Source organism: Mesorhizobium sp. PL10 (genome assembly GCF_053714315.1).
Genome location: NZ_JBSKBR010000018.1, coordinates 40479 through 53655 on the forward strand (window position 1 = coordinate 40479; position 13177 = coordinate 53655).

Consider the following 13177-nt stretch of genomic DNA (forward strand, 5'->3'; position numbering starts at 1 on the left):
CACGACAACACGAAGGGTCGAGAACAGGGGGACCAGCCGTGTCGGACGAGACGTCCAACCTCGAATTCCAGCCGCGCGCCCAGGGCAGCGTGATGGGTTTTCCCGCGCATGAGGGACGGCCCGGCGCGCTTGGCGAGGTCCATGCCCGGCCGCATCCGCTGATCGACAAGCCACGCGTGCTGGTGCAACTCGCCTTCATGACCGAAGGCGGTTCCGGCGTCGATATGGCCGTGCTTTCTGAACTGTCGCGGCGCCTCGGCATCGCCGCACCCGATCGCCATGCCCGCCACCACGCCATGAAGTGGGGCAAGGGCACGCTGCGCTGGGAGCGGCACACCGAATTCTCGACCTATCTGTGGGAAGGGCCGCTTGCGGAAAGCAGCAGGGCGCAGGAGGACTCTCCCTTCGGCAACGGGTTTTCGCCGCCGGGAACGGTCATTTCCGGCATCAGGCTAGAAATCCGCAAATGGACGCAGGCGAGCGAAAGACTGATCGCCAGCTTCGACCCGACAAGCCTCTGCTATTCGCTGGTCGAGCGCGGCAACGCGGCCATTGTCACCGATTTCCGCCAGGATGGCGACGGCCTCACCCGCATCCTGGTGCTCGACCGCGGCCTGACGCCGGCGCGCACAGGCGCGCTGTCGCAGAGGCTGATCGACATCGAGACTTATCGCACGCTTGCCATGCTCGGCCTGCCGCTGGCGCTGACGCTGTCCGGGCGCGCCCGCCGCATCGAGGATCGGCTGGCGCAGACCACGCTGGAAATGAAGGTCACTGAAACGCGCGACAGCCAGACGCTGCTTGCCGACCTGACCGAGCTTGCCGCCGAACTGGAGGCCGATGCTGCCTCCAGCCTCTATCGCTTCGGCGCCAGCCGCGCCTATGACGGCATCGTTGTCGAGCGGCTGGAAGCGCTGGAGGAAGAGGCGGTGCCCGGTCACGACACCTGGGGCGGCTTCCTGCAGCGCCGCGTGGCACCCGCCATGCGTACCTGCCGTTCGGTCGAGGAGCGCCAGGCCAACCTGTCGCGAAAACTCACCCGTGCCACCACGCTGCTGCGCACCTGGGTCGATGTCGAGGTCGAGAAGCAGAATCGCGATTTGCTGGCCTCGATGAACAACCGCGCCCGCCTGCAATTGCGCCTGCAGCAGACGGTCGAAGGCCTCTCCGTCGCCGCCGTGTCCTATTATGTCGTCGGCCTGATCGGCTATATCGCCAAGGGCGCCTCGACCTTCGGCCATGCCTTCGCGCCGGAAGTCGTTACCGCCGCCTCGGTCCCGGTCGCCATACTGCTGGTCTGGTGGGGCGTGCGCCGCGTACGCCGCATGCATTCCGAACCGGCGAAACATCCGGGCGAGTAAGCGCACGTTTACCCTCCCCCTTGTGGGGAGGGTCGATCCGCGTAGCGGATCGGGGTCTTCGTAAAGCTCCAGCCTGTGCCGACCCCACCCCGCCCACTTCGTTCGCGACCCTCCCCACAACAGGAGGGTATAGAACACAGCGGCAGATTGCCGCTGCGGAAGCTCACTTCTCAGCCTTGCCCGCGATCTCGACCAAAGCAGGGTTTGCAAGGATGGCGCCTCGCTGGTAAAAGATTTTTACCAGTCAAGCAGAGGAGGCTGCCGATGTCCGGCCTTGCCATGCCCAAGCCAGACGACGCCACGATGCGAAGGCGCGCAGAGATCGTTGCCGACATGCGCATCATCGTGCCGGGCGAGGGGGTCGTCGACGCCACCAACGAAATGCGGGCCTTCGAGAGCGACGGCCTCACCGCCTACCGGCAATTGCCGTTGGTGGTGGTGCTGCCGGAAACGGTGGCGCAGGTGTCGCGGGTGCTCAAATACTGCAACGACCGCAACATCCGCGTCGTGCCGCGCGGCTCCGGCACGTCGCTGTCGGGCGGCGCGCTGCCGCTGGAAGATGCGGTGCTTCTGGTCATGAGCCGCTTCAACCGCATCCTCGCCATCGACTATCCCGACCGAACCGTCGTCGCCCAGCCCGGCGTCACCAATCTCGGCATCACCACCGCCGTCGAGGAGGAAGGCTTTTACTACGCCCCTGATCCATCCTCGCAGATTGCCTGCTCGATCGGCGGCAATGTCGCGGAAAATTCCGGCGGTGTGCATTGCCTGAAATACGGCCTGACCGCCAACAATGTGCTGGGCATCGAGATGGTGCTGATGAACGGCGAGGTGATCCGCCTCGGCGGCAACCATCTGGACAGTGAAGGCTACGACCTGCTTGGCGTCATGACCGGTTCAGAAGGCCTGCTCGGCGTCGTCACCGAAGTCACGGTGCGCATTCTGAAAAAGCCGGAGACGGCGCGTGCGCTGCTGATCGGCTTCCCGACCAGCGAGCAGGGTGGCCAGTGCGTCGCAGACATCATCGGCGCCGGCATCATTCCGGGCGGCATGGAGATGATGGATCGCCCTGCAATCCACGCCGCGGAGGATTTCGTCCATGCCGGCTACCCCCTCGACGTCGAGGCGCTGCTCATCGTCGAGCTCGACGGGCCGGGCGTCGAGGTCGATCACCTGATCGGACTCGTCGAGGCGATCGCCTACACGAACGGCTCGACCACCTGCCGCATCTCGCAGTCCGAGCAGGAGCGGCTGAGCTTCTGGGCCGGCCGCAAGGCAGCCTTCCCTGCGGTCGGGCGCATCTCGCCCGACTATTACTGCATGGACGGCACTATCCCGCGCAAGGAACTGCCGCGCGTGCTGGCCGGCATGCGCGAACTCTCGGAAAAATACGGGCTCGGCGTCGCCAACGTCTTCCATGCCGGCGACGGCAATCTGCACCCGCTGATCCTCTACGACGCCAATGTGCCGGGCGAGCTCGACAAGGCGGAAAGCTTCGGCGCCGACATCTTGCGGCTCTGCGTCAAGGTCGGCGGCGTCCTGACCGGGGAACACGGCGTCGGCGTCGAGAAGCGCGATCTGATGCCGGAAATGTTCAACCAGATCGACCTCGACCAGCAAATGCGCGTCAAATGCGCCTTCGACCCCAACCATCTGCTCAACCCGGGCAAGGTGTTCCCGCAACTGCGGCGATGTGCCGAGCTGGGGAGGATGCATGTGCATCGCGGGCAGGTGGCGTTTCCGGACATTCCGAGGTTTTGATGGGGGGTCCGTTTCATACCTTAGCGATCCTTCGCGCCCCCCTCGGTCCTGCCGGACATCTCCCCCACAAGGGGGGAGATCAGCTATCATCTCTGCCTTCGCCAATCTTCGACGTTGCAAGAGAGGCGCGGTCGCCAAAGCTGCCAATCTCTCCCCAAGTGGGGGAGATGTCCGGCAGGACAGAGGGGGGCGCGAAGGAACGCGACGTCTCTGCATTCGCAAGTGGCGCGTCACGCCCATGACCACCTTCACCCCCACCACGTCAGCCGAAGTCCTCTCCACCGTCCAATGGGCGGCGGCGGAGGAATCGCCGCTGGAAACCATCGGCCACGGTTCCAAGCGCGGCATCGGCCGTCCGCAGCAGAGCGAGCACACGCTCGACCTCTCGCAACTCACCGGCGTCACCCTTTACGAGCCGGCCGAACTGGTGCTGTCGGCCAAGGCCGGCACGTCGCTGTCCGAGATCGAAACCCTGCTCGCCGAAAACGGCCAGCAATTCGCCTTCGAGCCGATGGACTACGGCCCGCTGCTCGGCGGAACGCCGGGCAAAGGCACGATCGGCGGCGTGCTTGCCGCGAACCTGTCCGGCCCGCGCCGGCTGAAGGCGGGTGCCGCGCGCGACCACATCCTTGGGATCAATGCGGTGGCCGGTCGCGGCGAAGCGTTCAAGTCCGGCGGCCGCGTCGTCAAGAATGTCACCGGCTATGAGTTGTCGAAGCTGATGGCAAACAGCTGGGGCACGCTCGCCGTGTTCACCGACGTCACCTTCAAGGTGCTGCCGGCGGCCGAGACCGAGGTCACGCTTGCCGTGCGCGGCCTGCTCGACGATGCCGCGGCCGCCGCCATGGCGCTGGCGCTCGGCTCTAGCGCCGAAGTGTCGAGCGCTGCCCATCTGCCCGAACGCATTGCCGCGCGTGTTGCTGGCGGCAGTCTCGGCGCTGACGCCGCGACGCTGCTGCGCGTCGAAGGCTTTGGCCCCTCTGTTGCCTACCGCATCGAGGCGCTGAAAACCTTACTGAAGAATGCAGGCCCGCTGCAGGAGATTGCGGGTGATGCCTCGCATACCCTCTGGCGCGATGTCAGGGATTGTGCGCCCTTCGCCGACGGTAGCGAGAGGCCGGTCTGGCGCGTCTCCATGGCGCCCTCCCAGGCCCACCAGATGGTGCTGACACTGCGCATGCAGATTGGCGTCAGCGCCTTCTACGACTGGCAGGGCGGGCTGGTCTGGCTGCGCATGGAGGAGGGCGATCCCGAGGCCGGCTTGCTGCGCGGGCTGATCCGAAAGCATGGTGGCGGTCACGCGACGCTGGTGCGCGCCGCCCCTTCGCATCGCGCCGCCGTGCCGGTGTTCGAGCCGCAGGCGCCGCATCTGGCTGCCCTGTCGGCCAGGCTCAAAGCCGAGTTCGATCCCAAGGCCATCCTCAACCCCGGCCGCATGGCGCAGAGCTAAATCATGCAAACCAATTTCTCCCTTGCCCAGCTTGCCGATCCGAATGTCGCGGAATCGGAGAAGATCCTGCGCAAATGCGTGCATTGCGGCTTCTGCACTGCGACGTGCCCGACCTATGTGACGCTCGGCAACGAGCTGGATTCGCCGCGCGGCCGCATTTATCTGATCAAGGACATGCTCGAAAACGGCCGTCCCGCCGACAAGGAGATCGTCACCCATATCGACCGCTGCCTGTCTTGCCTTGCCTGCATGACGACCTGCCCGTCGGGCGTCAACTACATGCATCTGGTCGACCATGCCCGGGCCCATATCCAGGACACCTACAAGCGGCCGCTGCTCGATCGGCTGGCCCGAGCCATGCTGGCCTTCGTGCTGCCCTATCCCAGGCGTTTTCGCGCCGCGCTGAAACTGGCGAGACTGGGCAAGCCGTTCATTGGCCTGTTCGAAAAGGTCCCAGCCTTGAACCCGCTCGGCGCGATGCTGAAGCTGGCGCCGGCATCGATCCCGGCGGCCTCGCCGATGGCGTCTCCCGGCGTCCATGCCGGGCGGGGGACGAAGAAGGGCCGCGTTGCCATCCTCACCGGTTGTGCGCAATCGGTGCTCGATCCCGCCATCAACGAGACGACGATCGCGCTGCTGACCAGGCTTGGCGTCGAGGTCGTGGTGCCGCAAGGCGAGGCCTGCTGCGGCGCGCTGGTCCATCACATGGGTCGTGAGGAAGCAGCCCTTGCTTCGGCGCGGCAGAATGTCGATGCCTGGACACGCGCCATCGATCGGGGCGGGCTCGACGCCATCGTCATCACCGCGTCCGGCTGCGGCACCACCATCAAGGATTACGGCTTCATGCTGCGCCTCGATCCGGCCTATGCCGACAAGGCCGCGCGTGTCTCGGCGCTGGCCAAGGACATCACCGAATATCTCTCAGGCCTCGACCTGCCGGAGCCGGTGCGCAAGCCCGGCACCGTCGTCGCCTATCACTCGGCCTGCTCGATGCAGCACGGCCAGAAGATCACCCGTCAGCCGAAGGAACTGCTCGCCAAGGCCGGCTTCATCGTGCGCGAGCCGCGCGAAGGGCATCTGTGCTGCGGCTCGGCCGGCACCTACAACATCCTGCAGCCGGAGATTTCGACCAAGCTGCGCGACCGCAAGGTGAAAAACATCGAGGCGACCGGCGCCGAAATCGTCGCCACCGGCAACATAGGCTGCATCACCCAGATCGCGTCGGCCGCCAAGCTGCCCGTGGTGCACACGATCAAGCTGCTCGACTGGGCCTATGGCGGACCGAAGCCGGAAGGCGTTGCAGAAGGAAGGTTCGTCGCCGCGGAGTAGAAACTACTCCGCCGCCAGCCTGTCCGCCACGCCGTATGTCGCCTGATAGCGCGCCCGCTGGCGGCTGAGCGCGACCATGGTGTTGCGCAAGAGGATCGCCACGGTGATCGGGCCGACGCCGCCCGGCACCGGCGTGATCCAGGACGCGACCTCCTTCACACTCTCGGTGTCGACATCGCCGACGATGCGGCTTTGCCCGTCCGGGCCGATCTCGGAATTGATACCGATGTCGATGACGGCCGCACCGGGCTTCACCATATCGGCCTTGATCAGCCTCGGCTTGCCGACGGCGACGAACAGCGCGTCTGCGCGGCGCGCGTGTGCGGCCACCGAGCGCGTCATGTGGTGGCACACCGTCACCGTCGCGCCTTCGCTCATCAGCAGGAAGGCGATCGGCTTGCCGACAATTTCGGAATGGCCGACGACGACGACTTCGAGCCCCTTGAGGTCGAGGCCGGTTTCCTTCAGCAGCTCGACAGAGGCCGCCGCCGTGCAGGGCGCGAGATCGAGCTGGTTGTAGACGATGTTGCCGATCGACGCTGGATGCATGCCCTCGACGTCCTTCAGCGGATGTACGGCCGCCTGCAGCGTCTTGATCGGGATGTGTACCGGCACCGGCCGCTGGATGATGATGCCGGTGACGCGCGGATCGGCATTCAGCCCATGGATCGCCGCTTCGAGCTCGCCAGCGGTGATGTCGGCTGGAAACCGCCGCTCCTCGAAACCGATGCCGGCAAGCGCGGCCTTGGCGCGCTGATTGCGCACATAGACATCGACCGCATCGGTATCGCCGACGGTGATCGAAACCAGCTTCGGCGGAAAGCCCTCGGCCGCGGCGATCGCTGCGTCTTCGCGCACCGAAGCGATGATGCGCTGGGCGACCGGGCCGCCTTTCAGGTAGCGGCTGTCGTCGGTCCGGGTCATGGCTGGCACCTTTGCCTTCTGGAGCAATTCGAGGACAAGCGTTGAAGCGGCCTTCGGTCCGGAATTGCGTAACTACCGAGATTTGTGCGCTGCAATAGCAGAGGAGCGCCGGGAAATCAGCCCCGAAAGCGAAACCGCCTGCTTTCGGCGCGACTTGCCGTGCCGTGCATCAAACGAAAACTGAAGAACGAAAAAGGCAGCGCGGTTTCCCTGCGCTGCCTTTTCGTGACCGGCCGTATCCCCACACGGCCCGTCCCCCGTAAACCCTTCACCGGTTAAAGCACATCCCGCGGGATCGCACTATGACTTGACTGCAACAGCATGAGACTAAAAGTGCTGCGCCGCCTAACCGGCTGATTCGACGTGACTATATTACCTCGACCGTGGTGCCGACATTGACGCGCTCGTAGAGATCGACAACATCTTCGTTGCGCATGCGGATGCAGCCGGAGGAGACCGCGCCGCCGATCGTCCAGGGCTGGTTGGTGCCGTGGATTCGGTATTCCGTCGTGCCGAGATAGAGCGCGCGGGCGCCGAGCGGGTTCTCTTCGCCGCCGGCCAGATAGGTCGGGAGGTAACGGCCCTTGGCGGCCTCGCGCTTGATCATTTCCGCCGGCGGACGCCAGTCCGGCCAGACGCGCTTGTTGGTGATCTTGTGTGTGCCAGACCATTCGAAGCCCGGCTTGCCGGTGCCGACGCCATAGCGCCGCGCCTTGCCGTTGTTCTCGACCAGGAACAGGAAATTCTGCGTCGTATCGATGACGATCGTGCCCGGCTTCTGCGGGCCGTCATAGGCGACTTCCTGCGGCAGATAGAGCGGGTTGACCTGCGGCCGCATGGCCATGCGTTTGACCGGCGCCTGCACCGAAGCCGTGCGCACCCGGTCGGGTCGCGCCGGTTGCGCATAGCGCAGGCGTGGCTGCTGGACCATCTGTCGGCTCTGCCGCACGATGCCGGGCGCGCGGCCAAGCTGCAGCACCCAGGGTGCCGAAAGGTCGGGGCTCACCATCACCGGCGGCCTGTCGGCATAGCGGTCGCCCGCGGTGGAGGTGGTGACGCCGGCGGCCAGAATGGCCACGGCACCGAGCACGGAACGCAAAAAGATCTTCATCGGAACGCACCTTGATCGTCGAACGGACGGAGGCGGAACTTGCCCCCGGTTGCGCGATCCTTGGCGCGAAGCCGCAACCGAAACATGAATCGGAATGCGTAAAATGCCGCTTTGTCAGTAAACCTTTTGGTGTGGTTACCGCCGGGTTCAGGAATCTGGTAAAGCCGCAGTAAACCGGCGCTCAGGCGCGTTAATGAACGGATATTGCCGATGGCACAAGAAAACACAGGCGTGATCGCCGGCCCCGACGGGGTTATGCGCTGCTTCTGGCACGCTAATCTGCCGGACTATCTGCACTATCACGACCATGAGTGGGGCCGGCCGGTCGCCGACGACCGCAGGCTGTTCGAAAAGATCTGCCTCGAAGGTTTTCAGTCCGGCCTGTCCTGGCTGACCATCTTGCGCAAGCGCGAGAACTTTCGCGAGGCCTTCGCCGGTTTCGACTTCGACAAGATCGCCGCCTTCACTGACGAGGATGTCGAGCGCCTAGTCGGCAATGCCGGCATCATCCGCCACCGCGGCAAGATCGTCTCGACCATCAACAACGCGAAACGGGCGAGAGAAATGGTCGATGAGTTCGGCTCGCTCGCGGCCTGGTTCTGGAAGTTCGAGCCCGGCAAGGAGGAGCGGCCTGAGATCGTCGACCTCGCTCACCTGCGCGCCAACCCGACGACGGCGGTTTCGGTTCGCATTTCCAAGGAGCTGAAAAAGCGCGGCTGGAGTTTTGTCGGCCCGACCACGGTCTACGCTTTCATGCAGGCCATGGGCCTGGTCAACGACCATCTCGAAGGCTGTGTGTGCCGCAAGGAGGTCGAGAAGGAGCGCAAGGCGTTCAAGCGGCCGAAGTAGAGCGCCTTTTTACCTTCTCCCTTGTGGGAGAAGGTGGCCTCGCGAAGCGAGGTCGGATGAGGGGTGTTCCAGGGAACGCCAACGCCTCACTCCGCTGGAGCACCCCTCAACCGTCTCGGCGCTATCGCGCCAATCCACCTTCTCCCACAAGGGGAGAAGGCAAGGCTGGCAATCAAGTCCCGCTAGCACCAGTCAGGAACAGCCCCGCGACAATCGCAGCCAGCGCCGCAAAAGCGGGATAGATCACCAGCAATCCGGTCATCAGCGCCTCGCGCATGGTCGAGCCCTTCCGCTCGTCGGCGGTGACCTCGAACGGACCGAGGCTCGCCGTCACCGGCGCACGGATCTCGGCCGGCCGCAACCGGACTTCATGCAAGCCGTCGTCTCTGATATCGAATTTGTGTGCCGTGGTCATGGCCCCAACCCCTTGTTTCGGCGCGCTTATCGGCTCCGATTGTGTCGGCACAATGCCGCACCGATGGCGGAATTGTTTCCTTTTTGGTGTGTTTGTTTCGAGAGCTAGCGCCTCTCCCTTCTCCTTGCGGGAGGTAGGATGAGTGGTGCTCCAGAAGGCACCAGCCGCTCACTCTGCTGGAACACCCCTCAACCGTCTCGACGCTGCGCGCCGATCCACCTTCTTCCACAAGGGGAGAAGGGAAGGGCGCTAACCCTTGCCGCTCTAGGCCGCATCGTCTAGGAAACGCGCGCTCGAACCAAATTATTGCTGATCGGAAGACCCATCCCATGGCCGACAAATCGGAAAAGACGAAAGCGCGGCTGCCGCGCGGCTTTGCCGACCGCAGTGCGGAAGACATCCGCGCCGTCGAGAAGATGATGGTGACCATCCGCTCGGTATACGAACTCTACGGCTTCGAGCCGGCCGACCAGCCGCTGATCGAATACACCGATGCGCTGGGCAAATTCCTGCCCGACCAGGATCGGCCGAACGAAGGCGTGTTCTCGTTCCAGGACGATGACGAGCAGTGGCTGTCGCTGCGCTACGACCTGACCGCGCCGACGGCGCGTTTCGTTGCTGAGAATTTTGAACGGCTGCCGAAACCCTATCGCAGCTACCGTTCCGGCTGGGTGTTTCGAAACGAAAAGCCCGGCCCCGGCCGCTTCCGCCAGTTCATGCAGTTCGACGCCGACACGATTGGTACGCCGGGCGTGGCCGCCGATGCCGAGATGGCGATGATGATGGCCGACGTGATGGAAGCGCTCGGCATCAAGCGCGGCGACTACGTCATCCGCGTCAACAACCGCAAGGTGCTCGATGGTGTGCTGGAGGCGATTGGCCTTGGCGGCGATGAGAATGCCGGCCGCCGGCTGACGGTGCTGCGCGCCATCGACAAGCTGGACAAGCTCGGGCCGGAAGGCGTGAGACTGCTGCTTGGTCCGGGGCGCTGGGATGGCGGCAGCGAAGGCGAGGGTGACTTTGCCAAGGGTGCCGGACTGAATGAGGGGCAAGCCGAGGCCGTCCTTCTCGCGACAGCGAGGGAACAAGCCCGCCAGGATTCCAATGTCAATGCGAACGCGATCTATCAGGAAGGCGTTGGCGAACTCTCGACCATTGAAGCCTTGGTCAGGGCGGCCGGATACGGCGAAGATCGTATCGCCATGGATCGCTCCGTCGTTCGCGGCCTCGAATATTACACCGGCCCGGTCTTCGAGGCCGAGCTTCTGGCCGAGATCCCCAACGAGGACGGCCAGATCGTGCGCTTCGGTTCGGTCGGCGGCGGCGGCCGCTACGATGGTCTGGTCTCGCGCTTCCGTGGCGAGCCGGTGCCGGCGACCGGCTTTTCCATCGGCGTCTCGCGGCTGATGACGGCGCTGAAGAACCTCGGCAAGCTGGACACCGCGGACGTGATCGCGCCGGTGGTCGTGCTGGTCATGGACAGGGATACCGAAAGCCTCGGCCGCTACCAGAAAATGGTCGCAGAGCTGCGCGCCGCCGGCATCCGCTCCGAAATGTATCTCGGCGGCGCCGGCATGAAGGCACAGCTGAAATATGCCGACCGTCGCGGCAGCCCGGTCGCCGTTATCCAGGGCGGCGACGAACGCACCAAGGGCGAGGTGCAGATCAAGGACCTGATCGAAGGCGCGCGCATGTCGGCGGAGATTGCCGACAATGCCGAATGGCGGGCCGCAAGGCCGGCGCAGGTGACCGTGGCGGAGGGCGAGTTGGTTGCCGAGGTGAAAAAGATATTGGCGGCGCAAGCGGCCGATCGCGCGAAAGGTGGCGCTTGAACACCCCCCTCTGGCCTGTCGGCCATCTCCCCCGCAAGGGGGGAGATTGGATGTCGCATAGGCTTTCGCCAATTTTCTGCGTTGAAGAAAAGGCACCGAGCCGCAAGCTGCCGATCTCCCCCCTTGCGGGGGAGATGTCCGGCAGGACAGAGGGGGGTGCCTCGCGCCCAACCAGCCGATGAATCGGTATCCCGCCATCGCATCCGAAATCACCAACCTCTTCGCCACCCGCAACACCCATGCGGTCGAGGTCGCCGTGCTGCAGCCGGCCGATCCGTTCCTCGACATGGCCGGCGAAGATCTGCGCCGCCGCATTTTTCTGACCGAAAGCGAGACCGGCAAGACGCTGTGCCTTCGGCCGGAATTCACCATCCCCGTTTGCCTCGACCACATCGCCTCGCAAGCCGGCACGCCGCGCCGCTATTCCTATCTCGGCGAAGTGTTTCGCCAGCGCCGCGAGGGCGGCAACGAGTTTTTCCAGGCTGGCATCGAGGATCTCGGCGACCGCGATACGGCCGAAGCCGATGCCCGTTCGCTGGCCGATGCGCATGCGCTGCTTGAGCTGGTGCTGCCGGACCAGCCCCTCGCGATCACGCTCGGTGACCAGACCATCTTCGAGGCGGTGCTGGCAGCACTCGGCCTGCCGCGCGGCTGGCGTATGCGCCTTGCCCGCGCCTTCGGCTCGGCGCCGATGCTGCAGGCGGCGCTTGCCGATCTTGCCAACCCGCCCCGCAATGGTCAGCTTGAGGCCGAGGTTTCAGCACTTGTTCTCGACGGCGATCTCGAAGCGCTCTCCGCCCACATCGCCGGCGGCATGGAAGAGGCCGGTCTGTCGGCATCGGGCGGGCGCGCACCCGCTGATATTGCCCGTCGGCTGATCGAGAAAGCCGAACTGCGCAGCGTGCGGCTGTCGAACGAGGCCTTCGCGGCGCTCGAAGGTTTTCTGGCCATAGACGTACCGCTCGACGGTGCGAGTGCTGCGCTCGAAAGCTTCGCCGCCTCCGCCGGCCTGTCGCTGGGTGCGGCGCTGGAAAAATTCGCTGCCCGCGCTCGCGCCATCGAGACGCATGGCCTGCCAGCGAAGATCATCCGTTATGACGCCGCCTTCGGCCGTCCGCTCGACTACTACACCGGCATCGTCTTCGAGATCGCGGCGAAAGGTGGCGAGCGGCCCTTGGCTGGCGGCGGCCGGTATGACCGGCTGCTGACGCTGCTCGGCGCCAAGACGCCGATCCCCGGCGTCGGCTTCTCCGTCTGGCTCGACCGCATCGAAGCGCTGCGGGGAGAGCCCAAATGATCACCCTGGCGATTCCGTCGAAAGGCCGCCTCAAGGAACAGGCGCTGGAGGTGCTGGCCAGAGCCGGCCTGGCCGTCAGCCTGCCCGGCGACGAGCGCCAGTACCGCGCCCGCATCGACGGCGCTGAGGGCATCGAGGTGGCGTTCCTGTCGGCGTCAGAAATCGCCGGCGAGATCGGCCAAGGCTCGGTCGACCTCGGCATCACCGGCGAAGACCTGCTGCGCGAAAACCTCGCCGACTGGGAGGCACGTGCGGAAATCGTCGCGCGTCTCGGTTTCGGCCATGCCGATGTCGTGGTCGCAGTGCCTGGCATCTGGCTCGACGTCGACACCATGGCCGATCTCGACGATGTCGCCGCCGATTTCCGCCAGCGCCACGGCAGGCGGCTGCGCATCGCCACCAAATACTGGCGGCTGACGCAGCAGTTCTTCTCGCAAAAGCATGGCATCCAGGTCTACCGCATCGTCGAGAGCCTCGGCGCCACCGAAGGCGCGCCGGCGGCGGGCCTCGCCGATGTCATCGTCGACATCACCACCACCGGCTCGACACTGCGCGCCAACCATCTCAAGGTGCTGGCGGATGGGGTCGTGCTGAAGTCGCAGGCTTGTCTGGTGGCATCAAAGAAGCAGCGCTCGGCGGCCGATGAGGCGCTGCTGCGCGATATAGCCGCGAAGATGAGCGCGATAGTCGCTTAACGTCGGCGCCGCCCCCCTCTCCGACCTCTCCCCCACTCCGGGGGGCGAGGAAACGCTAATCATTGAAGTCCCAGTCGTCGCAAAGCTTGGGTTCCTCGCCCCTGCAGGGCGGGGAGAGGTGGCTCGGGCGAAGCCCGAGACGGAGAGGGGGCC

11 protein-coding genes are annotated in these 13177 nt (G+C 65.1%); 8 read left to right on the top strand and 3 right to left on the bottom strand.

Translation table 11 applies throughout. The features are described from left to right. The first annotated feature begins 38 nt into the window (after window positions 1-38). From ACWGTO_RS24930 to glcF, 4 genes are all read left to right on the top strand, one after another. Complete coding sequence (locus ACWGTO_RS24930) at window positions 39-1361, top strand: DUF3422 family protein (RefSeq protein ID WP_454577459.1); 1323 nt, start codon at window positions 39-41, stop codon at window positions 1359-1361. A gap of 264 nt (window positions 1362-1625) precedes the next feature. Further along, window positions 1626-3122 (top strand): FAD-linked oxidase C-terminal domain-containing protein, encoded by a 1497-nt coding sequence (locus tag ACWGTO_RS24935; protein ID WP_454577460.1) that lies wholly within the window; start codon window positions 1626-1628, stop codon window positions 3120-3122. A 238-nt stretch (window positions 3123-3360) separates the two neighbouring features. Then, window positions 3361-4572, top strand: coding sequence for an FAD-binding protein (locus ACWGTO_RS24940; RefSeq protein ID WP_454577461.1), 1212 nt, complete (start codon window positions 3361-3363; stop codon window positions 4570-4572). 3 nt (window positions 4573-4575) lie between these two features. Next, on the top strand, window positions 4576-5901 hold the full coding sequence (glcF, locus tag ACWGTO_RS24945; RefSeq protein WP_454577462.1) for a glycolate oxidase subunit GlcF: 1326 nt from the start codon (window positions 4576-4578) through the stop codon (window positions 5899-5901). Between the two features lie 3 nt (window positions 5902-5904). Here glcF and ACWGTO_RS24950 read toward each other — a convergent pair whose 3' ends face one another. Further along, the gene (locus ACWGTO_RS24950) at window positions 5905-6825 is read right to left on the bottom strand and encodes a bifunctional 5,10-methylenetetrahydrofolate dehydrogenase/5,10-methenyltetrahydrofolate cyclohydrolase (protein WP_454577463.1); all 921 of its coding nucleotides are present in this window, start codon (window positions 6823-6825) and stop codon (window positions 5905-5907) included. Between the two features lie 367 nt (window positions 6826-7192). Beyond that, on the bottom strand, window positions 7193-7936 hold the full coding sequence (locus tag ACWGTO_RS24955) for a L,D-transpeptidase (RefSeq protein WP_454577464.1): 744 nt from the start codon (window positions 7934-7936) through the stop codon (window positions 7193-7195). Between the two features lie 210 nt (window positions 7937-8146). Between ACWGTO_RS24955 and ACWGTO_RS24960 the strand changes: the two genes are divergently transcribed. After that, window positions 8147-8785, top strand: a complete 639-nt coding sequence (locus ACWGTO_RS24960) for a DNA-3-methyladenine glycosylase I (protein WP_454577465.1) — start codon at window positions 8147-8149, stop codon at window positions 8783-8785. Between the two features lie 172 nt (window positions 8786-8957). Here ACWGTO_RS24960 and ACWGTO_RS24965 read toward each other — a convergent pair whose 3' ends face one another. Next, on the bottom strand, window positions 8958-9200 hold the full coding sequence (locus ACWGTO_RS24965) for a hypothetical protein (protein ID WP_454577466.1): 243 nt from the start codon (window positions 9198-9200) through the stop codon (window positions 8958-8960). Window positions 9201-9529: 329 nt separating this feature from the next. Here ACWGTO_RS24965 and hisS point away from each other — a divergent pair, with 329 nt between their 5' ends. From hisS to hisG, 3 genes are all read left to right on the top strand, one after another. After that, a complete protein-coding gene (gene hisS, locus ACWGTO_RS24970) occupies window positions 9530-11032 on the top strand; it encodes a histidine--tRNA ligase (RefSeq protein ID WP_454577467.1) in 1503 nt (500 codons plus the stop codon). Between the two features lie 178 nt (window positions 11033-11210). Then, a complete protein-coding gene (locus tag ACWGTO_RS24975; protein ID WP_454577468.1) occupies window positions 11211-12329 on the top strand; it encodes an ATP phosphoribosyltransferase regulatory subunit in 1119 nt (372 codons plus the stop codon). Beyond that, window positions 12326-13024, top strand: a complete 699-nt coding sequence (hisG, locus tag ACWGTO_RS24980; RefSeq protein WP_454577469.1) for an ATP phosphoribosyltransferase — start codon at window positions 12326-12328, stop codon at window positions 13022-13024. The genes ACWGTO_RS24975 and hisG overlap by 4 nt, the downstream gene beginning before the upstream one ends. Window positions 13025-13177: the final 153 nt, after the last annotated feature.

Coding starts and splice junctions, on each gene's coding strand:
- ACWGTO_RS24935 (WP_454577460.1), top strand. CDS start 1,626: ATGTCCGGCCTTGCCATGCCCAAGCCAGACGACGCCACGATGCGAAGG.
- ACWGTO_RS24940 (WP_454577461.1), top strand. CDS start 3,361: ATGACCACCTTCACCCCCACCACGTCAGCCGAAGTCCTCTCCACCGTC.
- glcF (WP_454577462.1), top strand. CDS start 4,576: ATGCAAACCAATTTCTCCCTTGCCCAGCTTGCCGATCCGAATGTCGCG.
- ACWGTO_RS24950 (WP_454577463.1), bottom strand. CDS start 6,825: ATGACCCGGACCGACGACAGCCGCTACCTGAAAGGCGGCCCGGTCGCC.
- ACWGTO_RS24955 (WP_454577464.1), bottom strand. CDS start 7,936: ATGAAGATCTTTTTGCGTTCCGTGCTCGGTGCCGTGGCCATTCTGGCC.
- ACWGTO_RS24960 (WP_454577465.1), top strand. CDS start 8,147: ATGGCACAAGAAAACACAGGCGTGATCGCCGGCCCCGACGGGGTTATG.
- ACWGTO_RS24965 (WP_454577466.1), bottom strand. CDS start 9,200: ATGACCACGGCACACAAATTCGATATCAGAGACGACGGCTTGCATGAA.
- hisS (WP_454577467.1), top strand. CDS start 9,530: ATGGCCGACAAATCGGAAAAGACGAAAGCGCGGCTGCCGCGCGGCTTT.
- ACWGTO_RS24975 (WP_454577468.1), top strand. CDS start 11,211: ATGAATCGGTATCCCGCCATCGCATCCGAAATCACCAACCTCTTCGCC.
- hisG (WP_454577469.1), top strand. CDS start 12,326: ATGATCACCCTGGCGATTCCGTCGAAAGGCCGCCTCAAGGAACAGGCG.